Here is a 24,298-nt window from a genome sequence, read left to right as displayed (position 1 = left end):
AGCCAATTGCGTAAGGATACACGCAAAAGAGTATGCTGATTTTTACTGCAAGAAGTACAATGAGGTTACCAAACACCAGCATAAGAGAGCCCTCGTCTTAACGGCACGTAAGCTTGTGAGACTGGTCTTTGCCTTGCTGAGCAAAGGCCAAATCTACCAACCGGGAGGTAATGGATAGATTTAGCAAATACATTTAACTGAATATCAGCTAAGTTTCCTTCCATTATTATCCAATATATGGTGGGTTTATTAAGTGTTGTCTTTTTTAGAGTTTTTGAGGCCTTTATTTTTCAAGGTTCCAAAAAATACCACTTGACATTACACCGCTTGTCTTTTCTCAAATACTTGGTATCTTTATTAACTCTTAACTGACCACAGGTATAACGATTTCCACATCACATTATATCACTTTGACTGAGTGGCTACAATTATTTTACTCTTTATTTCCAAATCCCATTAAGCAAAAAATAAAAGCCCTTAAAAGGGCTTCATCACAGTATTTTTCGTTGAGGCGGCACCCAGATTCGAACTGGGGATAAAGGTTTTGCAGACCTCTGCCTTACCACTTGGCTATGCCGCCAGAGAGCGGACAACGAGGTTCGAACTCGCGACCTCCACCTTGGCAAGGTGGCGCTCTAGCCAGCTGAGCTATGTCCGCATTTAAATAATGCCTCAAGGTGGAATCGAACCACCGACACGGGGATTTTCAGTCCCCTGCTCTACCAACTGAGCTATCGAGGCATCGAAACCGACCTGGAAGGGACTTGAACCCTCGACCTCTAGCGTGACAGGCTAGCGTTCTGACCAACTGAACTACCAGGCCCCTTGGTGGGCACAACAGGACTCGAACCTGTGACCCCTTGCTTGTAAGGCAAGTGCTCTCCCAGCTGAGCTATGCGCCCATCCTTTATTACCACTTACTGACTTCAACCGGTTCACTCATCTCCCAGCTGACATGTGATAGTATATCATATAGCTTCGGTTTCGTCAACACCTTTTTATAAATTTTTACGGAAAAAAATTGATAAAAGCCCTGAATCTTTTAAAGATATCAGGGCTTTATAACTTGCCTTAGTGACGACCAATTTATATATTTTATGCTGCAATGCTCATATCTTTCTTACATTGGCAGCCTGTGGACCTTTCGCTCCATCCACTACATCAAATTCAACCATTTGCCCTTCTTCCAGGGTTTTGAAGCCATTCATGTCTATCGCAGAGTAGTGGACAAAAACATCGCTTCCCCCTTCTCTTTCGATAAACCCATAGCCTTTCTCAGCATTAAACCATTTTACTTTACCTTTGAACATCAGTACATTCCTCCAAACATAAAAAACTTATCACTATTATATGACTGCCATACAATAGTATATTTAATCATAACACACTAAAGCTATTATGTCAAATTTAACTCATAAGAATCCTTCATTTCTCAGTACATTCACATATACCTGTATCCCGTTTAATAAAATACCTTCATCAAAATTAAACCTGCTATGGTGAAGGGGATAAATATATTCCTTTTGTTCATTTCTAGCTCCCAACATCATGTAAAGTGAAGGTGCAACCTGGTTGTAGAATGAAAAATCCTCTGCCAGCATCACAGGATCCATCTCTACTACAGTTTCACCAGGAATAGATTTCAAGACCAACTCGTACAATTTCTCATCATTTAACACAGGAGGATAGGTTTCCCTTATATCCATGTCTATCTTTGCACTGTTTGCCAGCGCCAATCCCCCCGCTATGCCCTGTAATTCCTCCTTTATGTTCAGAAAAACCTCTCTATTAAGAGCCCTTATAGTTCCCTCCAGCCTGACTTTATCTGCTACAACGTTTCTTACTGTACCCCCAGCAATCTTACCAAAAGTTATAACAGCACTCTCCAGTGGATCCACGGTCCTGCTTATTATGGTCTGAACATGCTGTATAAACTGCGACGCTATCACGATGGCATCCCTACCTTTTTGCGGCATGGCCCCGTGAGAACTTCTCCCGTAAATATCCACATCAACTTCAACAGCCATAGCCATAAGTGGGCCTTTTTTCAGCCCGATCATGCCCTCCGGTAAATCAGGATATATATGATACCCAAAAATACCATCAACTTTGTGCCTATCAAATACACCTGTTCTTATAAGGTTTAGAGCGCCGCCTGTTTGCTCCTCAGCGGGTTGAAAAATCAACATAACATTCTCTTTAAGAAAATTTTTATGCTTTGACAGATACTTAGCAAGGCCCAATAATATAGCCATATGTCCATCGTGACCACAAGCGTGCATAACCCCTTCATTAGCAGATGCAAACTCCACACCAGTTTGTTCCTTTACAGGAAGTGCATCCATATCTGCCCTAAAAGCATACGTCCGATTTCCTGTGCTACCTTTTAAAAATCCTATAATGCCATTTCCTGCAATCTTATTTTCATAATAAATACCCAGCGTTTTAAGGTATTGACAAATAAACTCAGCTGTATGTTCTTCTTTAAAGCTCAACTCAGGATATTTGTGCAAATGCCTCCTTATATCTGTGATTTCATCCTTTAGCGCCATAATATCTTCTTCTATATGCATAAACAATTTACATCTCCCGTTTTACGACCTGTATAAATTTTTAAGCGCAGGATACAGTTGTGTGTACAATTTATAATTTTTTTCGTATACCCCTGATACTTTTTCATCAGGATACTGTACATTTACCCTTTTTATTATTGCATCACAGGCTTCCGATACATTAGCATATATCCCTGTGCCTACCCCTGCAAGAATAGCAACTCCCAATGCAGGTCCTTCTGCTGAATTAATGGTTACTATACTGGTCCTAAAAACATCGGCCTGTATCTGCCTCCAAAGCTTGCTCTTACCCCCTCCACCGGATGCCCTGACCTCTTCGACCGGTATACCCATACCCTTTATTATTTCAAGACAATCTCTTAAACTAAACACAACGCCTTCCAGTATAGACCTTATCACCTCGTGTCTTCGATGCTTTGCCGTAAGGCCAAAGAAAACACCTTTGGCATAGGGATCCAAGTGTGGGGTACGTTCACCCATGAGATATGGCAGATAGATTAATCCTCCACAACCCGGTTCGGCCTGTTCCGCTTCTTTATCCATATATACATAAGGATCGGTATCAGTCAACATACCCAATGTTTTTTCTTCAAACCCAAAGTTATCTCTGAACCACTTTAGTGAAAGTCCTGCGCCCTGGGTCACACCCATAACATGCCATGTATCGGGTATAGCGTGGCAAAAGGTGTGAACACGGCCTTCTGGATCAATTGTAACTTTATCCGTGTAAGCAAATACCACGCCTGACGTACCTATGGTAGATGATACCAAACCCTTTTTTACAATACCATTGCCTACCGCACCGGCTGCCTGATCACCGCCTCCACCGACTACCGGAGTTCCTTCTTTTAATCCTGTCAACTCTGCCGCCTTTTTACATACCTTGCCGCTTATCACTTGGGATTCATATACCACCGGCAGCCATTCCATATTCAAACCCAATTTTTCTACGATCTCCTTGCTCCATTTTCTCTCTCTAACGTTTAAGAAAAGTGTACCGCTGGCATCAGATACCTCTGTTGCAAATTCGCCTGTGAGTTTATACCTTATGTAATCTTTAGGAAGCAATATATGGGCAATTTTCTCAAAAATTTCAGGCTGATGTTTTTTTACCCACATAACCTTGGGAGCTGTAAAACCTGTCAAAGCAGGATTTGCCGCAATCTCAATTAAACGGTCATATCCAATGATATCCGTTATCTCATCGCACTCATCGCTGCTCCTCTGATCGCACCATATGATAGCACTTCTCAACACATTACCTTCCTTATCCAGCAATACCGCACCATGCATCTGCCCTGAAAGGCCCACACCTTTTATGTCTTCCGGCTTTATACCGCTCTTTTTTATCACATTATTGAGGCTTTGACATGTAGCTCTCCACCAGTCCTCAGGGTCCTGTTCTGCCCAGCCTATCTCGGGTTGAAACATATCATATTCCACCGTACTGCTGGCAATGGTATTTCCATTTACGTCAAATAAAACCGTCTTGGTCCCGGACGTGCCTATATCAATACCTACAAGGTAACCCATTGCAATCACCTCAATTATTTCTTAACTACAGAACTTATTGGTGGTAAGCTTATAGTTTTTGGCGCTCTGGCCCTTATTAAAATAGCTTCCAGCAATCCGCGGTGCTGGTCCGGTTTGTTTACAGCTTCCAGTATTGCCTCGTGATCAAGTTCTTCAATTCTGGCGTTCATGCTTCTAAGTGCATCGATGTTGTTTTTAACCGCCACATCCACAGGCATCCTCTCGGGATTGATATCAATGCCAAAATATCCTTTATACCCGTGCATTTTTAAAACATACAGTGCTGCCTCTGCCTGTTCAGGTGAAACCACTCCTACATTGAGGTCCTGATCATAATTCCCCAAGGGCTGACTGTTCCAGTGGGTGTGCATTAGCTTGCCGTATTCCATGGCAAGGCTGAAGGCATAGGGTAAATCCTCGTACGCCATCAGTACATGGCCTACTTCAGGATTTAATCCTACCAGGGAATGGCCTTCGCTGAGAATCCTCCTATTCTCTTCATTTCTAAGTGCTCCTTCTACCTTCTGGGCCACCAAAATCCCTTCAGCTGTTGTACCATAAATTATCCTTCCACGAGGTTCATAAGGCTTGGGTTCAATAGCAACTCTTACACCAGGAACCTGGTCCATAGCTTCTGCTATCCCGTACGCAAACCTATCCCTCATAGCCATAAAATCGATGCCAAAGGGATTTTCGTAACCATCACCGCCATGCCATATTATTGCAAAATCTGTGTCAAGTTCTTTGTTGAGCTGCAAGGATATTTTTAATCTTTCAATGGCCTTCTGACGCACCTCTTCAATAGGTGAAGCCAATGAAGAAAACTCCCACTGTTTTTGGAAAAACAGGTTTGGTATAACCGTCAATATCCTTATCCCCGTGTCTCTTGAGAATTTTTTGTACAAATCCATATTGTCTTCATTTATTTCGTTAGGATAATGAGCCTCCAGTGCGCTCACTCCATAATCCTTAAGCGATGCTATTATATCCAGCCTCTCTTCAATCGACTTAGGCGCTGACGCAGCCTCTTTAAACCTGCTACCCGATGGTGAAAAGTACCATATACCTACTGAAAACTTGAGGTCAAGATGAAAATTTTTAAGTTGTTCTAACATCTTATCTGGTGATTTCCTCATCATTTGATCCCTTATATCAAACATATTAACACCCTCTTTCATATTATATTTGATAGATGAGACTGCAGGGCCAATATTCCGGCACCTACTACCGGCGCTGTTTTGCCCAGAGAACTGATCTTTACACTACAACTGTTTACAGAAGTTGAAAGGGCTTTCGACCTCATAGATTGTTCAATCTCAGGAAGTATAATCTCTCCATATTCTACAGCATCTCCACCAAGTATAACCAGCTGTGGATTCAGCAGATTGACAGCCATGGAAAATGCTATACCTATATACTTGCCTGTATCTCTCAGGACCTCAAGCGCTATATGATCACCGGATTTTGCGCTATCTGCAATCACCTTTACATCGACAGCCATATGCATATCGCCTTTTTTCTTTTTAAATCGCTCACATATGGCTGGCGTAGACGCTATGGTTTCAAGACAACCATAATTTCCGCAAGAACATCTCCTGCCACCTTCATCTACTGTAATATGGCCTATTTCACCGCTGCTGCCTGATATGCCTCTATATATAAGACCATCTATTACAATTCCTGAGCCGACACCCGTCCTGAAATTAACAGCAATAAAATTATCGATATTTTGAGCGCATCCGGCCCATCCTTCTCCCATCGCTGTTACATTGGCCTCATTATCGAGGTATACAGGAATTTGCAATTTTTCATTGAGGCAGAACTTTAAATCCACATCCTTCCAATTTAAATTAGGAGCAAACGCTACCACCTGGGTTTTAGGGTAAACCCATCCAGGAATACCTACACCGGCAGCAAGAACCTTTCTATTGGAATCCCTGCTCACATCTGTAGCCAATTCTTTCACAATATCCGCGACATTATTTATATCGCTATCTGCTAATTTCTTTGATCTTAAAGCAATAATAGTCCCTTTTAAATCCATTAAACCTACCGTTACAATAGCAGGATCTATATCTACACCCAAAACACCCCAATGAATCTTATCTACGTCGAGAAGTTTCGGCGGTCTTCCACCCGTTGACATACCACCATCGTATTCTATAATCAAGCGATTTCTCAGAAGGTCTCCTACGATATTTGATATAGCTGTCGCCGTAAGACCAGTCTTTTTTTGTAGATCAGCCCGGCTCAAGGCACCGTTCTTGCTTATTTCCTCAAACACCGTGCATCGATTTAATACCCTTAAATACTGCTGATTCGCCGTCAGATTTAATACCACTCTACACCCTCAATCTCCTTCTCCTTTTTAAAATTATTTTAGTAAGTTTATTATACGCCTAAGATTATGGACTTTCAAGAATTTTTATTTCTAGCTATACTTTTTAAATCAATACCCCTTACATAGACATTAACTTTAAGGACATTTATAGCCGTCATATATTCCACTTGATTTTTTACATTTGCTTGAACGTTTAAAACTATCTCCGGTATTTTTCTCCCGTATTCCACCGTTACCTCGACGCCAACGATAATTCCATCATCTCCTTTTTTTATATCAATCCTCCCTGTTTTTGTGACGCCATCCACCTTCAAGGCCTCGTAGGATACAATAGAAATAATAGCAATATCAGCTATTTCATATCTACCCATATAGCTATAATGAGGCCTTATCAAAGTTTTTTCTATCACCACACTTTTCTGCCCTATCCTGCGCAACACCTTTAGTGGATCCATGAAAAAACCAGAAAAGCTATTTTTTATCTCAAATGTAGGTACAGGTATCACATGTGTACCGTTCAAGGCTCTGTCGCTCTGTGCTTTCTTTATTTCCCACGGTTTTGAAACATCTTCTATGTGTATTATTTCAGATATAGGCGGCAATCCCAAGCGCTGAGCAATTTTATGTACCATCCCCTCAGATGTCCCCAAGATCAATATGCTCTTCAAATGCATTGATTGTATGGCGTCTTTTACCGCATTTGCATGAGCATCCTCTACAAACAGCGCCCTTTTTATAGCTGCGACTTTGGTAAGCTCCTTTTTAGCCGACTGACCTGCTATAACCCTATTTCCCATAATTAAAAGTCCATCGTCTATAATAGCTTCTATGCCACGCTCACCAGCAATTAGTATTGACTTATATGATTTGCCGGAACCACTCGGCCCCACAAGTGCATATACCTTCATAAAAAAACCTCCACATGTATTATACCAGAGTTTTGACACCTATTGTACACCAAGATAAACTTCAATTTGTAATTTATAATATTTACAAATAAGTTGTTCAAATTGCAAATTAAAGTAATACAAAATTGTAAGATCTTTAACCATAATACCAGCGGGCATATTAATATGCATGTTTTAATATAAATAACAATAGGTATTTAGCTCATAGATTAAAGGAGTGTCCCTATGATAAAAGAAGATGAGTTATTTTTATTTAATGAAAAAATCAAATTAAGTGGTTTATCTCAGAAAGAAGCTCAATCGCGTTTAGAAAAATATGGCTTTAACGAGTTGACAAAAAAAAGCGGTATATCGCCCTTAACAATATTTTTAAATCAATTCAAAAACTTCATCATAATTGTATTGCTGCTTGCTACTCTCATATCTTATTTTTTAGGAGAAGTAGCAGATGCCGCCACTATAACAATTATTATAATCATGAATGCCATATTAGGCTTTATACAGGAGTATCGGACAGAAAGATCACTTGAAGCTTTAAAGGAATTATCTGCACCTCATGCAACGGCAATAAGAGATGGAAAACAGATTATCATTCCAGCTAGAGAACTGGTCCCAGGCGATATCGTCATATTAGAAGCGGGGGATAGTGTCCCGGCAGACTGCGCCCTTATCGAAGCATATAACGTACAAGTAAACGAATCCATCCTCACAGGTGAATCCACACCTGTAGAAAAAAAATCTGCAGGCTATAGATCTGATTCACTAAAAAGCGCGCACAAAGATAATATGCTTTTCATGGGAACAACGATAACCGCTGGCAGGGCTAAAGCCGTGGTTGTCTCTACAGGAATGCGTACAGAAATGGGTAGTATCGCTGATATGATGAGAAATACAAATTTTGAAGCAACACCATTACAGAAACGTTTAGACCGGATCGGTAAGGAATTGGTCCTTATAAGCATTGGAGTATGCATACTTATTATATTTGCAGGAATATATCACGGTGAGTCTTCTTACAACATGTTTTTTGCAGGAGTCAGCCTAGCTGTAGCTGCTATACCCGAGGGGTTGCCTGCTATAGTGACAGTATCACTGGCAATTGGCGTACAGAGGATGCTAAAGCGCAATGCTCTAATAAGAAAGCTCTCTGCTGTAGAAACCCTGGGAAGCACCAATGTGATATGCTCTGATAAAACAGGAACAATCACTGAGAACAAGATGACAGTGACAAAAATATATGTGGACGATAAAATAGTAGACGTAACAGGAACAGGGTATGATGTGGAGGGAGAATTTAAATTAGAAGGTGGAACAATTACTCCTGAAAACAATATACCTTTACAGATGCTTCTCACCATCGGTGCCCTCTGTAATAATGCCGAATTTTCAACATCTAGAGTATATGGGGATCCTACAGAAATCGCCATAATGATCGCATCTAAAAAGGGCCACATTGAAAAAAAGCTCTCACAATACCAGCGCATAGCAGAAATACCCTTTGATTCAGACAGAAAATGCATGAGTGTAATATGTAAGGATAAAAATAACCAGCTTTACGTATTCACCAAGGGTGCACCTGACAGGGTACTTGATATGTGCTCAAAGAAATTAAATAACACTGGTATTTCTCTTCTAACTACCGCTGAAAAAAAACATATTCTCAGCGCAAATGAACAGATGGCGGGTCAGGCACTGAGAATCTTGGGGTTTGCCTATAAAAAACTGGAATTTTTGCCACGGGAAATTAAAAATATAAATATAGAAAAAAATTTGATCTTTGTAGGTCTGGAGGGTATGATAGATCCGCCACGACCTGAAACCATAGAATCCATAAAAAATTGTTATAGTGCAGGTATAAAACCTGTAATGATAACAGGGGACCATAAAATTACCGCTATAGCAATAGCCAAAAAAATTGGGCTCGATATCGATGAAAGCAACGTACTCACAGGTGATGAGATAGAAACCCTAAGCGACGCTCAATTGGAAAAAAAAGTACCCAACATATCGGTATTCGCAAGGGTAACACCAAAGCACAAATTCAGGATCGTCAAAGCCTTTAAAAAACACAACAATATTGTAGCCATGACCGGTGACGGTGTCAACGATGCACCGGCGTTAAAGGAAGCTGATATAGGAATAGCTATGGGAAAATCGGGAACCGATGTGGCTAAAGAAGCATCCTCCATGATCCTCCTGGATGATAATTTTGCCACCATAGTGGCCGCTGTAGAAGAGGGAAGGATTATATATGACAATATAAGAAAATTCATAAGATATCTACTTTCATGCAATTTCGGCGAAATACTGACAATGGCAGTAGCCACATTTTTAGGTCAACCTGTACCCCTAATACCAATCCAGATATTATGGATAAACCTGGTTACAGATGGCCTGCCCGCACTGGCGCTGGGCATAGACCCACCGGATGGCAATATCATGGAACGTCCACCTCGCAAGTCTAAAGAAGGAATTTTTTCAGGAGGATTAGGTATTCAAATACTACTATCTGGGTTATTAATAGGTGCCAGTTCATTGGCGGCTTTCACCGTTATGATGTTTCTTTCCAATGGCGATCTTGTAAAAAGCCGAACGGTAGCATTTGTCACCATGATAATATCCGAACTCATCTATTCCTTCGAAAGCCGCTCAGAACACAAAAGCATCTTTGAAACAGGTTTTTTTACAAATCCGTACCTTATACTGGCTACATTGTCATCCTTTATACTGACGCTCATCGTCATATATATACCGTTTTTATCTGCCATATTTAAAACCGTACCTCTGGACTTTATATCATGGCTGATAGTATCGGGATTTTCACTGGTAGAGTTTATAGTAAATAGCCTCCTTACTTGATTATTCATCGCGCCTTTTCCTATAAGGCAATGGAACGTACTGAACCGATGGCCTCCTCTGAACAGGTTGCGGGTAGAGTTCCATAAGTCTGTATACCTCTTGAGGCAGATCATTGGATACTTGAAGACCCATACTTCGCAGTTGCTCACAGGATATGGGATAGTCATGGGTCCAGCGTCCCTGTGTAAATATATCAGCAAGTTCACGAGATTTATCCTCATCAAATCGCTTGGATAATATCCTGAATAGGCTATCCCTGACCTGTACTATAGCTTTTTCTGCCATATCAGCCATAATCAAGGTCTCATCATCTATTTTTTCAATAGGTTTTTCTTTCAATACCCGTTTAAGTGAAACAGCGGGATAATTTCCTAACTGCGGGTCTACAGGACCCAAAACCGCGTTTTCATCCATCATTATTTCATCAGCAGCCAGGGCCAATAACGTTCCTCCTGACATAGCATAATGAGGTACCATAACAGTAACCTTACCTCTATGCTTCATAATCGCATGAGCAATCTGTTCCGCCGCCAGTACCAACCCCCCAGGTGTATGCAGTATAAGATCAATAGGCATATCGTCAGGAGTAAACCGAATCGCCCTTAACACCTGTTCGGAGTCCTCTATATTGATATATCTGCTCAACGGCAAACCCAATATGCTCAGCATTTCCTGGCGATGTATCATCACAATGACCCTGGTACCCCTTTTCTTTTCAATATCCTGTATCATTTTATAACGCTTTATCTCTATATTCCTCTGCTTTAAAAGCGGCATAAACGTGTACAAGATAAATATTAACCATATGATATTCCATATCCACATTGAAATACCTCCACTAATTCGGTGTTTTAGCAAAAACTTTTACTCATCACTTATTTTGTGTTGTCATACAACCATCGCTGTTTTTGCACTCAAATCATTATTTAGTATCTTCATATTTATAAAAAATAGCATAAAAATTCACATCCTCAAGCCTTATAGTTGCATGAAAGCAGCCATGCTACCAGTGATACCTCTATCCCTCCTGTAAGAATAAAAGTCGTGGTTACAGCTGGTACATATCCCGCTTATTGTAATATTTTCATCAGGTACTCCTGCCTCAATAAAAAGGTAATAATTAATCTTCTGCAAGTCTAGCATCCACTTTCCATTTCCCTTAGATTGAAATACAGGGGTAGGAGTTTCTATATCCTGAAACTGTCGAATCACATCATCTCCCACCTCATAGCAACATACACCTATGGAAGGCCCAATAGCTACAATACAATCCTCTGGCTTTGTTCCATATTCCTTTCCCATAGCAGCCAGCGTTTTCTGGGCAATCCGCAAAGCCGTTCCTTTCCAGCCCGAATGAGATAAAGCTATAGCCTTATTGACTCTATCATAAAAAAACAACGGAACACAATCCGCATAAAAGGTTACAAGGGTGACCCCTTTATCGCAAGTCATAAGCCCATCAGCGTTGGTAATATCACTTTCCCTTGACAGCCCTTTTCCTTTATCCTCCACACCAACTTTTACAATCCTATCGCCGTGCACCTGATCAGAGAGAACAAGAGCATCATAATCAAATCCACCTACATCACATATTCTATGAAAATTTTGATATATTTCTTCTTTTCTATCGTATCTATTGAGGCTCAAATTTAAAGACTCATAGCACCCCTTGCTTACACCTCCAATCCTGGTAGTAAACAGGTGCTTTATTCCCTCCTTTTCAAAAGAGGGTATAGTATAAAAGACCACGCCGTCAACTTCATTTCTTTTAAAACCAATCTGCGGCATACAACCACTCCTTACATAACAAATTACTTATATATTATATAATGTTATTATATAATGTATTATAGTGCAAAAATATTTTTGCTTGTGGCTATATTGTTTAGAGTAATTTATGGTTCAAAGGTATATAATAAATCATATGAGGACTATCCTGTAAACGAAAGGAGTATCCACATGGATTTCAAAAGAGCGGTTGACATAGTAAATTCTAAAGAAACCTATGAAGTCTTATACAATGGAAAATCAGTATGGATTACAGGTCTACACCCTGATGATGAGACAGCAGACATCAATGTGCTGGAAAATAATAAAAACATCAATGTTCCGGTAAAAGAACTAAAAGAAGGCAATAAATTTTCTTAAAATGAAAAGAGCCACCTATAAAGTGGCCCTTTTTTCTCTAACATCTTTTATAACGTTTCTACTAGGAGTATCTCTTTTAACTAGCATTACTCTTTGATTTTTCCTTCTCCTCCCAGATCTCATCCGAAACCTTGCCCCATGCCTCAGAATAATCCTTTAATTTATCTGCTAAAACCCTGATATCTGTATCGTCGTGCTCCTGTGTATTATGAGCTCCAGACTCAATGACAATATCCCTCAGCATCTCGGGATTATCTATTAAAGGACATGGCCTTAACATATTTGTATTAAATGGCTGCCGCTTCTGATAAGCTCTAAATATAGGCGTCTTCAAAGCTTCTTTCAAGCTCATATCCTTTATATTGTCATTGGCATAGTGTATAAAGGCACACGGTTCTATATCGCCCATGGCATTTATGTGGAAATATCTTCTTCCACCCGCTATGCAACCGCTGCTGGCTTCACCGTCATTCCAGAAATCCACTACGAACAAAGGCTTTGTCGCCCTTATCTGATTAACCCTTTCGTACATGTACTTCCTCTGCTCTGGTGTCGCCATAAATTCCAGATCGGATTCGGCGCCGACAGGAATATACGTGAAATACCACCCAAACTTTGCACCTTTTTCTATCATGAGATCTATAAATTCGTCACTTCCCACTTCCTCTGTGTTAAGCCTCGTGTATGTAGTAGAAAAACCAAATACTGCACCTTTTTCCCTCATTACATCCATGGCCCTCATGACTTTCTGGAAAACTCCTTTGCCGCGCCTGTAATCTGTAGATTCTTCTAAGCCATCTATGCTTACCGCAACAGTCACATTCCCTAATTTAACCATTCGATCTGCAAAATCCTCATCGATCAACGTACCATTTGAAAAGAGATGAAATACCATGTCATTGTGTTTTTCTGCTAATTTAAATATATCGTCTTTTCTTACCGTGGGCTCCCCGCCTGAAAGTACAATAAAGTATATGCCTAACTCTTTGGCCTCCGTGCATATTCTATCCATAAGTTCAAAACTCAACTGGTGCGCTCTCGCATAATCCCCTGCCCAGCAGCCTTTACACCTTAAATTGCACGCTTCTGTTGGATCCATCAAAATCGCCCATGGCACACCTACGCCTAGCTCTTTTTCAGCTTCCTGCTGTTTTGGAACACCGTATAGAGTAGCATTGACAAAGAAATTAATACCCATCCTTTTTATCACATTGGGATGAATATCTTTAAATATGCTCATGGTAAACTTGTGCCAGTTACTGTTTTTATCCAGCACATATTTCTCTACGCTCCTGGCCAGTTGTTTGTGGTTGGGATTTATGGCCAAACGCTCACCAAACGCCATGATATTGGCAAGATTTTTTTCAGGATTTCTCTCAAGATAACTTATCAGTCCGCTTACAGCTGCCTCTTGTAAATATTGCTTTAATGGCTTCATAGAAACCCCTCCTAAAAGTATTTATAAACTGGGTTGAACTTTAGAATTTTTATATAGACTCTCTATAAAATTTGCTATGACCGCATCGGCGGTTTTCAGGATATCCAGTATCTTTTTATCCTGGATAAAATAATAGATATTTCTCCCTTCCTGTCTGCTGCCAAGAATTCCCCATTCCTTCAAGCACCTCAAGTGCCCTGATATGTTTGCCTGAGTACTTCCGATTTCCTCCACTAATTCAGAAACGGTTTTTTCCCGCTTTTTTAAAGCTTCAACAATAGAAAGCCTCGTATAATCTGAAAAGCCCTTAAACAACTTCACCTTCAATTCCTGGATATCTGGCATAATCCTTCCTCCATTTGCATTCGTAAATAAACCTGTCCATAAAATAGTTATCAAAAAGCAGATTAAGGGGAGGCATTAAATCTAATCCTGTAATCTAATCTATGCCTTTGTAGACGTAGATTCTGATGATTTATCCTGAGCTATTAAATCCCACACAAAATTAAATACAACAGATCCTATGAGTCCTGCGATAACATTATATGATGCCAACATCCAACCCCAATTGCCCAAAACTGCATCTCCTACCCAAGCACCTAAAAGCGATGCTATAAGTACTGACCAATACCCACCGTACTTAAAAGTTTTCCCTTTAAAAAATATAGGATTAAACAACAGGCTTACAATAAGGCCGACAACTATCAAAACTACCCAATACATAAACATCCCCCTTTACAATTTTTATTACCTCCCCTTATATCTGTATTATCCAACATATAAATATATAACTATATAATTATATATTGGATAACAAAACCCATTATGAAAATAGCATAAAAAAAATAAAATGTCAAGATTTACTCACACGATTTTTCCATAATCTCTCGCCTGTTGTGCAGCATTTAAAACATCTTCAATTTTTCCTCTTATTGATGCCTCTAGCACCGCCGCCACAGCACCTTCCAAAAACGGGCAATCCGCAATCCTGACATTATTTCGTTTTTTCTCATCTTCTATCATGTTTATCGCCATCTGTGCACTTACAACCGCGCTCCCGAGATCCGTTATAACTACAACCCCGTCATCTGTATAGACTTCTTCAATCGCATTAAGTATCCTTCCCGCATCGGTGCCAAGAGAATCGCCCTCTAGACCTCCCACGGCGACCACTCTCACTGAATCCTTTACCATATCATAAAGTAAATCCTGCAAGCCCTCGGCCATCTTTTTACTATGCGACACAAGTACAATATTTACCATATTTATCCCTCTCTTAACTAGATTGTCTATATTATATCATATCTTTTATTAATTTAGTACATATTATCTGTGGCAATCACATCCACACCTGTTCCAAGGATATCCCTTAAGACAACATCCCCTATTTTCACCGGTGGCTTTACCTTAATGGTAGCTAATTGCTTCATTGCTTTAAACAGCAACTCTTTAGGGATGGGTTCTCTCGTCCTTACCGGAAGAGGTCTTTTTCTACCCTCTACCAAAACCGTCGTGGTAAGCGTCCTCACAGGATGGATAGCTTCTTGCCTGGCATAGTCTAGTCCTCTTTTACATTTATAGCCTCTTACATCAACGTTATCCCCATCAACAGTGACATTAAGACGGCAACCCTGCGGACATCCTATGCAAATTAAAGTCTTTTCCATTATCGCTCAACCTCCACAATCAACTGCCCCTTAATCCCTTCTAGATCTGAACGCTTAACCTTCAAAACCTGCATCTCACCAGGAGTCAAATAGTCCCTTTTAAAACGCTTTACAGTTTTGTCATCGTTTTTCAACACAATGTACGTATTTTCAAAGATATCTGTTACCCTCATATTCAAGGTTATATCATCTCTGCCATCTGCTGTTATTTTCTGAGGTACTACATACCTTATACCATTTCCAGCTCGTGTATAGATGTACTCCTCGGCTCTTCTAAGTTTACCCTGGGCATATAGAGCAGCACTTTTGCCTGCTATTCTACTCTCCTTCGTCACGTTGTCTACCAGGTCGTGAACTTGCAATACGTTGCCACATGCGAATATACCATCAATGGATGTGTGCATATATTCATCTACAACTGCACCACCAGTTACTCTATCCAACACAACTGATGCTTTCTTAGAAAGCTCATTCTCAGGAATCAAACCTACGGACAGCAGCAAAGTATCACAGCTTATATACTTTTCGGTACCGTGAACAGGCATTCTTCTTTCATCTACTCTAGCTATAGTTACACCTTCTACCCTCTTTTTCCCATGTACCTCTATAACCGTGTGATTTAGCAGTAAAGGTATATCAAAATCGTTCAGACACTGTACGATATTTCTGGTCAACCCTGTAGAATAAGGCATAATTTCCAGAACACATTTTACAATTGCCCCTTCTAAGGTTAAGCGTCTTGCCATAATAAGGCCGATATCGCCAGAGCCTAATATAACCACTTCTCTGCCCGGCATATACCCTTCTATGTTAATAAACCTCTGAGCTGTTCCCGCGGTATAAACCCCAGCAGGTCTTGCACCAGGAATGCCTATAGCCCCCCTGGTTCTCTCCCTACATCCCATTGCCAGCACTATAGAACCTGCCTTTATGGACATCACGCCATCTTTACTGTTTACAGCGTAAACAGTTCTCTCAGGGGTTATATCGAGAACCATGGTATTGAGCTTTACATCAATATCCCTGGCCTTTACCTGTTCTATAAACCTATTGGCATATTCAGGACCTGTCAATTCTTCCTTAAACTCGTGCAAACCAAAGCCATTATGAATACACTGCCTGAGGATTCCTCCCAGTTCATCGTCTCTTTCTAATATTAAAACTTTAGAACCGGCATCACAGGCTTCTATTGCAGCACCCAATCCCGCAGGGCCACCTCCAACTATTACCACATCGTACTTAAGCATTCTCCTCACCTCTTAAGGTCTCTTTTATTCTGCCGACGAGCATATAAGAACCATCGCCGCTTTTCGTCACTTTATCCATGGGTATATGAAGTTCTTTTGATAAGATCTCCGCAACCCTCGGTGAACAAAAACCACCTTGACACCTGCCCATGCCGGCCCTGGTCCTTCTCTTGACGGCATCCACGCTCCTTGCCCCTCTCTTTATTGCATCAACAATCTCCCCTTCAGTTACGGTTTCACATCTACATATAATCTTACCATATCGCGGGTCCTTTTCAATCAGCTCAGCGCGTTCCTGGAAATTTAGATCTCTAAACCGTACTACAGTGCGAGTATCAATAAAATCATCTTTTTTCACCAATTTTAGCCCTGCTTTACTTAAAATTTCCCGCACCTCCACGGCAATAGCCGGAGCTGCCGTAAGACCTGGAGACTCTATACCCGCCACATTGATAAAACCGTATATCTTAGATGAATGCCCTATTATAAAAATCTCCGCTTAAAGGCACCGCCCTTATGCCGGCAAAGTTGGTGATCCTATCCCTAAGATCAAAGCCCGGAACACTTTTTCTGGCTCCTTCTACAACTTCGTCCAATCCCTTCTGAGTGGTTATATTATCGTCTTTGTTGCCAATATCAACAGCGTTAGGACCTACTATAAGGTTACCATCGACAGTAGGACTTACCAATATACCTTTGCCATACCTTGTCGGCGTCTGAAATATCACATGGTTCACAATGTTCCCCTGAGATTTGTCTAATAGCACATACTCTCCCCTTCGAGGTACTATTTTAAATTCTTCAGCACCCGCCATCTTGCTTATTTCATCAGCGTAAACTCCTGCAGCATTTACGACGTAAAGGGCCTTTATAGTACCTGATGTAGTTTCGACTATAAAGCAGTCCTCTTTCTTAATTGATACAACTTCACTATCAAATACAAAGTCTACACCATTCTCTCTGGCATTCTCGTAAAAGGCTATGGCAGCTTCGTACGGACATATTATCCCTGCTGTAGGAGAATAAAGTGCAGCAACTGCATCATCGCTAACATTAGGCTCCATTTCTTTCAGCTCATGGCTTTCTATAATCTTCAGCCCAGGAACACCATTTTCCTGCCCTCTTCTATAGAGCTCGTTTAACATCATTCGCTCTTCACTGTTAAAAGCCAAAACCAGAGAACCAATCCTCTTAAAAGGTATATCCAGTTTTTCAGTTAATTCGCCGTACATGGCATTCCCTAATACGTTCAATCGCGCTTTTAATGTGCCCGGTATAGGATCATACCCTGCATGTATTATAGCACTATTAGCCTTAGTGGCACCTCCAGCCGCCACATCTTCCTCCTTCTCTATTAATACGACAGACACATCGTACTTAGATAATTCCCGGGCAATAGCGCAACCCGTTATACCACCGCCAATTATAGCAACGTCGTACATGAAAACACCTCTATTCCTATATTATATTGCCCAGCTTTTGGACCTTTCTACAGCCCTTCTCCATCCTTTAATGGCTCTCGCCCTATCAAAATCTATGTCAGGTTTAAATACCCTATCTTCTTTGTTTAATTTTTTTAATATTTCCATATCCCAGACACCAGCTGTTAAACCTGACATATATGCAGCACCTCGTGCAGTTGTCTCAAGGTCTTCGGGCCTTATTACGTCTACGCCCAATATATTTGCCTGAAATTGCATAAGAAAATTATTAGAACTGGCACCTCCATCCACCTTTAGTGACTTTATCGCAAAGCCTGAATTATTTTCAACCATGTCAAATATGTCATACACCTGATACGCCATGGCTTCCAACGCTGCCCTAGCTATATGGGCCTTTGTGGTTCCTCTAGTAATACCTATTATAAGGCCCCTTGCGTACATATCCCAGTAAGGAGCACCCAAACCTGTAAAAGCTGGAACTATATAAATACCCCCGTTGTCACTGACCTGCAAAGCCAGTTCTTCAGACTCCTGAGCAGTCTTTAATATGCCCATCTGGTCCCTCAGCCATTGAATCAGCGCTCCACTTATAAATATGCTTCCTTCTATGGCGTAAGTTGCCTTTCCCCTTATAGTCCAGCCTACGGTATTCAAAAGCCCTGAAGGAGCTTTGATATAATCCCCGGTATTAATAAGCATGAAACTACCCGTCCCATAGGTGTTTTTAGCTTCTCCAATATCAAAGCAGCACTGGCCAAACAGCGATGCCTGCTGGTCACCTATAATCCCGCCTATTAGCACAGGATCACCCAGTACACTGGTATAGCCCACCTTTGATGACGAATCCACCACTTCTGGCAACATATCAATTGGGATATCAAAATACCTAATTAAATCCTTATCCCATTTTAGCTCTTTTATATTAAATAACATCGTCCGAGATGCATTGGTGGGATCGGTAACATGCTTATGCTCTTCTGTTAGCTTCCAAATAAGATATGAATCTATAGTCCCTGCAATCAGCTGTCCATTTAGGGCTTTATAGAGAGCCCCAGGAACATTCTCTAAAATCCACTTTATTTTTGTTGCAGAAAAGTAAGCATCAACTTCCAGGCCTGTTTTATTAAAAATTTCTTCCGCCATACCTTCTGCTTTTATTTTTTCACAAATATCCGCCGTCCTACGGCACTGCCATACTATAGCATCATAAACAGGCATACCCGTCTTTCTATCCCATACTACAACGGTTTCTCGTTGATTGGCAATACCTATAGCTGCAATATCTCTGGCTGCAACACCTGCTTTATTTATAAGTTCTTTTAATACATCTACCGCCTTACCATATATCTCTTCCGCGTCCTGCTGTACCCAGCCCGGCCGTGGAGTTTTTATCTTTATAGGCTTAGATGAACTAACTATCGCTTTCCCTGTACCGTCATATAAAATTGCACGTACACTGGTAGTACCTTCATCCAGCGCTATTATGTACATAAAATCTCCCCCTGATTGATTGTATGATACTTTATCATAACAAGTCAAGATGATATTGTTATAAATTCACTTTTCCCTTTTTAAAATATGAACCAATCTGGGGGGTAGCTTATTACTCAAAAAATACAGGATAGGGCTTACAGGCCTTATCCTGTATTTTTTAAACATTTGATAGCTTATCGATACCGATTTTGATCCGCCTAAGAGTTTCCTCTTTACCTAAAAGGCTGCTCAGTTCAATGGCACCGCCCGGTGTAAATTGCTTACCTGAAACAGCTGTTCTGATAGGCCATAAAACCTGTCCATTTTTTACGCCCAGCTCCTGAATAAGCTTAAATAACGCATCGTGAATATGCTCATCATCCCATTCTTGGACATCCTGCAATACTTCATAAGCTTTTTTAAGGTGCTCCAGTGAATTTTTAAGATCTGTCCTCATCTTTTTATGGACGTACATATTCACATCATAATCAGGCAATTCTTCAATAAAATCTATATTCTCAGGTATCTCACTCAACACCTCTGTTCGCGTATGCAAAAGGCTGCTCAGCTTCATAAAGTCAATATTCTGCCTTTTGATCACTTTTTTATAATAGGGCATCGCGGCCTCATTAAACTGCTCAAGGCTCATTCGCCTTATATACTCTCCATTCATCCAGCGCAATTTATTGATGTCAAAAACTGCAGGAGATTTATTAAGTCCTTCTATAGAAAACCTCTGTTCCAGCTCCTTAAGGCTAAATATTTCCTCATCGGTGCCGGGGCTCCACCCCAAAAGGGCGATGTAGTTTATTATAGCCTCTTTAAGGTACCCTTTTTCATAAAAATCCTCAAAAGAAGCATCACCTTCCCTTTTGCTCAACTTTTTACCGTCAGGCCTGACGATCAAAGGCAAATGAATATATACGGGAATATCCCATCCAAAAGCCTTATAGAGAAGGACATATTTAGGTGTTGAAGAAAGGTATTCACTACCTCTTACCACATGAGTAATACCCATCAGATGGTCATCTATTACATGGGCAAAATTATATGTAGGCATGCCATCCGATTTTATCAAAATGTTGTCATCGAGGGTATCATTGGATACAGTTATGTCTCCATATACCTCATCATGGAAACCAGTTCTGCCCGTCATAGGGATTTTCTGTCTTATGACATACTGTTCACCTTTTTTTATTCTCTCTTCTGCTTCTTCTTTGCTTATGTTTCTACAATGGCCATCGTATTTAAAAGGAATACCTTTTTTCTTACATTCTTCCCTCAACGCCTCAAGGCGTTCTTTGGAACAAAAGCAATAATAAGCACCACCTAAATCAATCAATTTTTTTGCGTATTCAGCATATATATTTTTTCTCTGGCTCTGAATATAAGGACCATAAGCACCTCCTATATCCGGCCCCTCATCATACTGTAAACCAACCAATTTCAAAGTATTGTAAATTACGTCAACGGCCCCCTCTACGTACCGTTCTTGATCCGTATCTTCAATACGAAGTATAAATTTTCCATTGTTTTTTCTGGCAATGAGATACGCATAAAGAGCCGTCCTCAAATTGCCGATATGCATATATCCCGTCGGACTGGGTGCAAACCTCGTTCTTACTTCTGCCATTTAAAATCCTCCCTAATATATTTATACTAACACGTATCTACGTAAAAGCTTAAAAACAATTATACATTAGATGAGCAGTTAAATGCAACTTTTTCAACTAACTACATATAAAACTCCATATGGTTATCTGCACATATTTTTAAAAAAGGTATTGCAATGTGAAAAAAGTCATGTTATAATATCATCTGTCAGCTGAAGTGGCTGTGATATTGCGGGATTGTGTAACGGTAGCACGCATGACTCTGGATCATGCTGTCTAGGTTCGAATCCTAGTCCCGCAGCTACGTGGCCCTATCGTCTAGCGGCCTAGGACGCCGCCCTCTCACGGCGGAAACTGGGGTTCGATTCCCCATAGGGCTATCTGAGTATATGAGGACATACTTAAAATAAAAGGAATCTCGTAGAAAAAGAGATTCCTTTTATTTTAATTGTTCTATGCTCTTAAATACATAACCTTGCTTTTTTATATCTTTCAAGATCCTGTCAAGGGCTTCCGTATCATCCTTTGAAACAGCGTGGAGCAATATCACTGCACCCGGATGAAGGTATTTCATAACCGTATTGTAACTTTCCTCTGGACCTCCAGGTAATGGCTGCCAATCAGCCAATGCTAAACTCCAGAATACAGTCTTATAACCCAATGCTTTGGTATATGAAAGGGTACGCTCATTAAATTCACCCTTAGGCGGCCTTACATACTTCATCTTATAATTGGCCAGCTTATATACAGCTTCTTGAACACCATCTAATTCTTCCTTTATTTTCTCGTTGCTGATAGTCGGCATACTGGGATGATTTACCGTATGGTTACCTACCACATGACCCTCTCTTATCATGCGCACCACCAGGTCCGGTTGAGTCTTAACAAAATGTCCCGTTACAAAAAATGCCGCTTTCACATCATTTGCCTTTAAAATATCTAAAATTTTAGACGTATTTCCCGCTTCATAACCTTCATCAAACGTAAGATAAACCTCCTTTTTGCTGGTATCACCTATATAATAGCCATTGTACTTTTTTAACATGGCAATCCAGCTATCGGGCACTTCTGGAGGTTTCTGAACATTTTGCTTTAAACCCCATCCTATTATTTGATTATCGTAACCCGGCTGATTTGAAACTTCATTGCTTTTCGTTTCGCTGTTGTCGACTATATTGCTCTTTCTGTCATTGTTCTCTGTACCACTTCTACCTATATCATTAGTCTTTGTCACACCATTCCCAACATTAACATCACCTGACGCTATCTTAGCAGATTGCATCGGCTTAGTATCTCTCTGAACCTTGTTGATGTCTTTGTGGTCTTGCTTTTCTCCTTTCTGCTGCACTTTTTGAGGATAGACCTTTGAAACTTTAGGTTTCGGATTCCAGCTACATGCCGCCGAAATCAAAGCAACTCCAACAACAGTCAGTAATAAAAATTTTTTCAGTACACGTCACCTCCCCAGTATAATGGTCACACCATATAGTGTAACCATTATACTGAATAATAAATACCGCCGTTTCACATGGAACAAATTTACAACAATGTCATATCTGCGTATAATGGATAAGAATCGCAGAGCGATTTGACCATTAATCTGGCCTTTTCTGAATCGGCAAAGTCCGGTCTAAGCACCATATCGATGATTTCTGCTATAGTTTCCATCTCTGCTTCCTTCATACCCCTTGTAGTAACAGCAGGCGTACCCAATCTCAATCCACTGGTAATATTCGGCTTCTGAGGATCGAAGGGTATGGCATTTTTGTTTACAGTTATACCTATGTCATCAAGCCTTTTCTCAGCCTCCTTGCCGGTCAGGTTCCTATTTCTCAAATCTACCAGCATCAGATGATTATCAGTTCCCCCTGATACCAAATCAAAGCCTCTTTCTAAAAGTGCCTGAGAAAGAGCTTTGGCATTTTTTACAATCTGCCGCTGATATTCTTTAAACTCATCAGAAAGAGCCTCCTTAAAGCACACAGCTTTCGCAGCAATCACATGCATCAGCGGGCCACCCTGCAACCCCGGGAACACGGCCTTATCTATAGCTTTTGCAAACTCACCCTTACATAGGATTGCTCCGCCTCTAGGTCCTCTAAGGGTCTTATGTGTAGTTGTGGTAACAAAATGTGCATATTCCACTGGATTAGGATGCAGTCCGGCCGCTACTAAGCCTGCTATATGAGCCATGTCCACCATTAAATACGCACCACATTCATCAGCGATTTCACGAAACTTCTTGAAGTCAATGATTCTGGGATATGCGCTGGCCCCAGCTACAATTAACTTAGGCCTATGCTGCAGTGCCAATTCTCTTACCATATCATAATCTATATATCCGCTATCATCTACACCATACGATACAAAGCGATAATATCGTCCTGATATATTCACAGGACTTCCGTGAGTCAAATGTCCTCCGTGAGCCAGATTCATACCCATAACAATATCACCAGGTTCTAGTACGGCAAGGTACACCGCTTCATTAGCCTGAGCACCTGAGTGGGGTTGCACATTGGCGTGTTCAGCACCATACAGTTTTTTCAGCCTTTCTATGGCCAGGTTTTCCACGATATCCACGTACTCACATCCACCATAATACCTCTTCCCAGGATAACCTTCAGCGTACTTATTAGTAAGAGGAGTACCCATTGCCTCCATTACAGCAAGGCTCACAAAGTTCTCCGATGCAATCAACTCTATTTTATTTCTCTGTCTGCCAAGCTCCTGCAGGATAGCATCAGCTATTTCAGGGTCTACCTTCCTTATAACACTTATTTCCATATCATATCCCCTTTCATAAATATGGACTTAAAATAAGACCTCCAATCTCGACAAAAATGGCACCGATATTATACACGTATTATACCATTACAGAAAAGTCAACGCAATTGAGATTTCTTTGCGGTGTGTTTATGAAAACGGTATTGTTAACTTTTTGTAAACAATTGTAGAAAAGTGTTGATAATATGTATAAAATGTTGTATATTATAAATCGGTCAATACATTGACTCCCCCTTTAATATAGATCTAATCTATTCTAAAAGGCTCTG

Annotated in this window: 22 protein-coding genes, 7 tRNA genes and 1 pseudogene; 5 read left to right on the top strand and 25 right to left on the bottom strand. The window is 40.6% G+C overall.

Translation table 11 applies throughout. The annotated features are described in order from the left end of the window. A pseudogene (locus tag BUB87_RS14125) lies at window positions 1-178 on the top strand (IS110 family transposase); the annotation flags it as partial. A gap of 331 nt (window positions 179-509) precedes the next feature. On the opposite strand, the gene BUB87_RS07915 reads toward BUB87_RS14125, so the two are convergent. The 11 genes from BUB87_RS07915 to BUB87_RS07865 form a co-directional block, all read right to left on the bottom strand. Beyond that, a tRNA-Cys gene (locus tag BUB87_RS07915) sits at window positions 510-580 on the bottom strand. A gap of 4 nt (window positions 581-584) precedes the next feature. Further along, window positions 585-658: transfer RNA gene (locus tag BUB87_RS07910), tRNA-Gly, on the bottom strand. 10 nt (window positions 659-668) lie between these two features. Then, window positions 669-741: transfer RNA gene (locus BUB87_RS07905), tRNA-Phe, on the bottom strand. Between the two features lie 8 nt (window positions 742-749). After that, a tRNA-Asp gene (locus tag BUB87_RS07900) sits at window positions 750-823 on the bottom strand. A 3-nt stretch (window positions 824-826) separates the two neighbouring features. After that, window positions 827-902: transfer RNA gene (locus tag BUB87_RS07895), tRNA-Val, on the bottom strand. 207 nt (window positions 903-1,109) lie between these two features. After that, entirely contained in the window at window positions 1,110-1,310 is a 201-nt protein-coding gene (locus BUB87_RS07890; protein ID WP_073343752.1) for a cold shock domain-containing protein, read from the bottom strand. 102 nt (window positions 1,311-1,412) lie between these two features. Beyond that, complete coding sequence (locus BUB87_RS07885; RefSeq protein WP_073343766.1) at window positions 1,413-2,573, bottom strand: M20 metallopeptidase family protein; 1,161 nt, start codon at window positions 2,571-2,573, stop codon at window positions 1,413-1,415. Between the two features lie 21 nt (window positions 2,574-2,594). Beyond that, complete coding sequence (gene xylB, locus BUB87_RS07880; protein ID WP_073343749.1) at window positions 2,595-4,106, bottom strand: xylulokinase; 1,512 nt, start codon at window positions 4,104-4,106, stop codon at window positions 2,595-2,597. A 14-nt stretch (window positions 4,107-4,120) separates the two neighbouring features. Then, window positions 4,121-5,266, bottom strand: a complete 1,146-nt coding sequence (locus BUB87_RS07875; RefSeq protein ID WP_073343746.1) for a TIM barrel protein — start codon at window positions 5,264-5,266, stop codon at window positions 4,121-4,123. 14 nt (window positions 5,267-5,280) lie between these two features. Then, window positions 5,281-6,447, bottom strand: coding sequence for an ROK family protein (locus tag BUB87_RS07870; RefSeq protein ID WP_073343743.1), 1,167 nt, complete (start codon window positions 6,445-6,447; stop codon window positions 5,281-5,283). 74 nt (window positions 6,448-6,521) lie between these two features. Next, window positions 6,522-7,355, bottom strand: a complete 834-nt coding sequence (locus tag BUB87_RS07865) for an Asp23/Gls24 family envelope stress response protein (RefSeq protein ID WP_073343740.1) — start codon at window positions 7,353-7,355, stop codon at window positions 6,522-6,524. 225 nt (window positions 7,356-7,580) lie between these two features. Between BUB87_RS07865 and BUB87_RS07860 the strand changes: the two genes are divergently transcribed. Further along, entirely contained in the window at window positions 7,581-10,214 is a 2,634-nt protein-coding gene (locus BUB87_RS07860; protein WP_073343738.1) for a calcium-transporting P-type ATPase, PMR1-type, read from the top strand. Here BUB87_RS07860 and BUB87_RS07855 read toward each other — a convergent pair whose 3' ends face one another. Together BUB87_RS07855 and pgeF are read right to left on the bottom strand one after the other, a co-directional pair. Then, complete coding sequence (locus BUB87_RS07855) at window positions 10,215-11,039, bottom strand: SDH family Clp fold serine proteinase (protein WP_073343735.1); 825 nt, start codon at window positions 11,037-11,039, stop codon at window positions 10,215-10,217. Between the two features lie 153 nt (window positions 11,040-11,192). Next, window positions 11,193-12,002 (bottom strand): peptidoglycan editing factor PgeF, encoded by an 810-nt coding sequence (gene pgeF, locus BUB87_RS07850; RefSeq protein ID WP_073343731.1) that lies wholly within the window; start codon window positions 12,000-12,002, stop codon window positions 11,193-11,195. 171 nt (window positions 12,003-12,173) lie between these two features. Between pgeF and BUB87_RS14385 the strand changes: the two genes are divergently transcribed. Then, window positions 12,174-12,362 carry an H-type small acid-soluble spore protein gene (locus BUB87_RS14385; protein WP_073343763.1) on the top strand — a complete coding sequence of 63 codons (189 nt, stop codon included), beginning with the start codon at window positions 12,174-12,176 and terminating at the stop codon, window positions 12,360-12,362. A 76-nt stretch (window positions 12,363-12,438) separates the two neighbouring features. Here the strand turns inward: BUB87_RS14385 and BUB87_RS07840 are convergent, their stop codons facing one another. From BUB87_RS07840 to gltX, 10 genes are all read right to left on the bottom strand, one after another. Next, the gene (locus BUB87_RS07840) at window positions 12,439-13,800 is read right to left on the bottom strand and encodes a radical SAM/SPASM domain-containing protein (protein ID WP_073343728.1); all 1,362 of its coding nucleotides are present in this window, start codon (window positions 13,798-13,800) and stop codon (window positions 12,439-12,441) included. A gap of 21 nt (window positions 13,801-13,821) precedes the next feature. Beyond that, window positions 13,822-14,145 carry an ArsR/SmtB family transcription factor gene (locus tag BUB87_RS07835; RefSeq protein WP_073343725.1) on the bottom strand — a complete coding sequence of 108 codons (324 nt, stop codon included), beginning with the start codon at window positions 14,143-14,145 and terminating at the stop codon, window positions 13,822-13,824. 99 nt (window positions 14,146-14,244) lie between these two features. After that, window positions 14,245-14,523 carry a hypothetical protein gene (locus BUB87_RS07830; RefSeq protein ID WP_073343722.1) on the bottom strand — a complete coding sequence of 93 codons (279 nt, stop codon included), beginning with the start codon at window positions 14,521-14,523 and terminating at the stop codon, window positions 14,245-14,247. Window positions 14,524-14,664: 141 nt separating this feature from the next. Beyond that, window positions 14,665-15,063, bottom strand: a complete 399-nt coding sequence (dhaM, locus tag BUB87_RS07825) for a dihydroxyacetone kinase phosphoryl donor subunit DhaM (RefSeq protein WP_073343719.1) — start codon at window positions 15,061-15,063, stop codon at window positions 14,665-14,667. A gap of 53 nt (window positions 15,064-15,116) precedes the next feature. After that, window positions 15,117-15,467: a DUF1667 domain-containing protein gene (locus BUB87_RS07820; RefSeq protein ID WP_073343716.1), complete on the bottom strand. Its 351-nt coding sequence runs from the start codon at window positions 15,465-15,467 to the stop codon at window positions 15,117-15,119. Continuing rightward, window positions 15,467-16,714, bottom strand: coding sequence for an NAD(P)/FAD-dependent oxidoreductase (locus BUB87_RS07815; protein WP_073343714.1), 1,248 nt, complete (start codon window positions 16,712-16,714; stop codon window positions 15,467-15,469). The genes BUB87_RS07820 and BUB87_RS07815 overlap by 1 nt, the downstream gene beginning before the upstream one ends. Further along, on the bottom strand, window positions 16,707-17,162 hold the full coding sequence (locus tag BUB87_RS15190) for a (2Fe-2S)-binding protein (protein WP_327021795.1): 456 nt from the start codon (window positions 17,160-17,162) through the stop codon (window positions 16,707-16,709). Before BUB87_RS15190 ends, BUB87_RS07815 begins: the two co-directional genes overlap by 8 nt. 19 nt (window positions 17,163-17,181) lie before the next feature. Beyond that, on the bottom strand, window positions 17,182-18,156 hold the full coding sequence (locus tag BUB87_RS07810; RefSeq protein WP_327021794.1) for an NAD(P)/FAD-dependent oxidoreductase: 975 nt from the start codon (window positions 18,154-18,156) through the stop codon (window positions 17,182-17,184). Between the two features lie 21 nt (window positions 18,157-18,177). Next, window positions 18,178-19,647 (bottom strand): glycerol kinase GlpK, encoded by a 1,470-nt coding sequence (gene glpK, locus BUB87_RS07805; protein WP_073343712.1) that lies wholly within the window; start codon window positions 19,645-19,647, stop codon window positions 18,178-18,180. 160 nt (window positions 19,648-19,807) lie between these two features. After that, window positions 19,808-21,262: a glutamate--tRNA ligase gene (gene gltX / locus BUB87_RS07800; protein WP_073343710.1), complete on the bottom strand. Its 1,455-nt coding sequence runs from the start codon at window positions 21,260-21,262 to the stop codon at window positions 19,808-19,810. A gap of 210 nt (window positions 21,263-21,472) precedes the next feature. Between gltX and BUB87_RS07795 the strand changes: the two genes are divergently transcribed. After that, window positions 21,473-21,543: transfer RNA gene (locus tag BUB87_RS07795), tRNA-Gln, on the top strand. 6 nt (window positions 21,544-21,549) lie between these two features. Beyond that, window positions 21,550-21,622: transfer RNA gene (locus BUB87_RS07790), tRNA-Glu, on the top strand. A gap of 59 nt (window positions 21,623-21,681) precedes the next feature. On the opposite strand, the gene pdaA is transcribed toward BUB87_RS07790, so the two are convergent. Together pdaA and BUB87_RS07780 are read right to left on the bottom strand one after the other, a co-directional pair. Beyond that, on the bottom strand, window positions 21,682-22,653 hold the full coding sequence (gene pdaA / locus BUB87_RS07785; RefSeq protein WP_234945994.1) for a delta-lactam-biosynthetic de-N-acetylase: 972 nt from the start codon (window positions 22,651-22,653) through the stop codon (window positions 21,682-21,684). Between the two features lie 128 nt (window positions 22,654-22,781). After that, window positions 22,782-24,029, bottom strand: a complete 1,248-nt coding sequence (locus BUB87_RS07780) for a serine hydroxymethyltransferase (RefSeq protein ID WP_073343706.1) — start codon at window positions 24,027-24,029, stop codon at window positions 22,782-22,784. Window positions 24,030-24,298 lie beyond the last annotated feature (269 nt).

Origin of the sequence: Caldanaerobius fijiensis DSM 17918 (genome assembly GCF_900129075.1) — a bacterium.
Lineage (GTDB): Bacteria > Bacillota > Thermoanaerobacteria > Thermoanaerobacterales > Caldanaerobiaceae > Caldanaerobius > Caldanaerobius fijiensis.
The sequence above is the reverse complement of the archived record's forward strand: the minus strand, read 5'-3'. Positions and strand labels throughout refer to the sequence as shown.

What these genes read in the sequence shown, in the direction of transcription:
- BUB87_RS07780 (WP_073343706.1), bottom strand. Translation starts at nt 24,029, where the DNA reads ATGGAAATAAGTGTTATAAGGAAGGTAGACCCTGAAATAGCTGATGCT.
- BUB87_RS07835 (WP_073343725.1), bottom strand. Translation starts at nt 14,145, where the DNA reads ATGCCAGATATCCAGGAATTGAAGGTGAAGTTGTTTAAGGGCTTTTCA.
- dhaM (WP_073343719.1), bottom strand. Translation starts at nt 15,063, where the DNA reads ATGGTAAATATTGTACTTGTGTCGCATAGTAAAAAGATGGCCGAGGGC.
- BUB87_RS07840 (WP_073343728.1), bottom strand. Translation starts at nt 13,800, where the DNA reads ATGAAGCCATTAAAGCAATATTTACAAGAGGCAGCTGTAAGCGGACTG.
- BUB87_RS07855 (WP_073343735.1), bottom strand. Translation starts at nt 11,039, where the DNA reads ATGTGGATATGGAATATCATATGGTTAATATTTATCTTGTACACGTTT.
- BUB87_RS14385 (WP_073343763.1), top strand. Translation starts at nt 12,174, where the DNA reads ATGGATTTCAAAAGAGCGGTTGACATAGTAAATTCTAAAGAAACCTAT.
- pgeF (WP_073343731.1), bottom strand. Translation starts at nt 12,002, where the DNA reads ATGCCGCAGATTGGTTTTAAAAGAAATGAAGTTGACGGCGTGGTCTTT.
- BUB87_RS07815 (WP_073343714.1), bottom strand. Translation starts at nt 16,714, where the DNA reads ATGCTTAAGTACGATGTGGTAATAGTTGGAGGTGGCCCTGCGGGATTG.
- BUB87_RS07830 (WP_073343722.1), bottom strand. Translation starts at nt 14,523, where the DNA reads ATGTATTGGGTAGTTTTGATAGTTGTCGGCCTTATTGTAAGCCTGTTG.
- BUB87_RS07865 (WP_073343740.1), bottom strand. Translation starts at nt 7,355, where the DNA reads ATGAAGGTATATGCACTTGTGGGGCCGAGTGGTTCCGGCAAATCATAT.
- BUB87_RS07885 (WP_073343766.1), bottom strand. Translation starts at nt 2,573, where the DNA reads ATGCATATAGAAGAAGATATTATGGCGCTAAAGGATGAAATCACAGAT.
- xylB (WP_073343749.1), bottom strand. Translation starts at nt 4,106, where the DNA reads ATGGGTTACCTTGTAGGTATTGATATAGGCACGTCCGGGACCAAGACG.
- glpK (WP_073343712.1), bottom strand. Translation starts at nt 19,647, where the DNA reads ATGTACATAATAGCGCTGGATGAAGGTACTACCAGTGTACGTGCAATT.
- gltX (WP_073343710.1), bottom strand. Translation starts at nt 21,262, where the DNA reads ATGGCAGAAGTAAGAACGAGGTTTGCACCCAGTCCGACGGGATATATG.
- BUB87_RS07875 (WP_073343746.1), bottom strand. Translation starts at nt 5,266, where the DNA reads ATGTTTGATATAAGGGATCAAATGATGAGGAAATCACCAGATAAGATG.
- BUB87_RS07810 (WP_327021794.1), bottom strand. Translation starts at nt 18,156, where the DNA reads ATGTACGACGTTGCTATAATTGGCGGTGGTATAACGGGTTGCGCTATT.
- BUB87_RS07890 (WP_073343752.1), bottom strand. Translation starts at nt 1,310, where the DNA reads ATGTTCAAAGGTAAAGTAAAATGGTTTAATGCTGAGAAAGGCTATGGG.
- BUB87_RS07820 (WP_073343716.1), bottom strand. Translation starts at nt 15,467, where the DNA reads ATGGAAAAGACTTTAATTTGCATAGGATGTCCGCAGGGTTGCCGTCTT.
- BUB87_RS07860 (WP_073343738.1), top strand. Translation starts at nt 7,581, where the DNA reads ATGATAAAAGAAGATGAGTTATTTTTATTTAATGAAAAAATCAAATTA.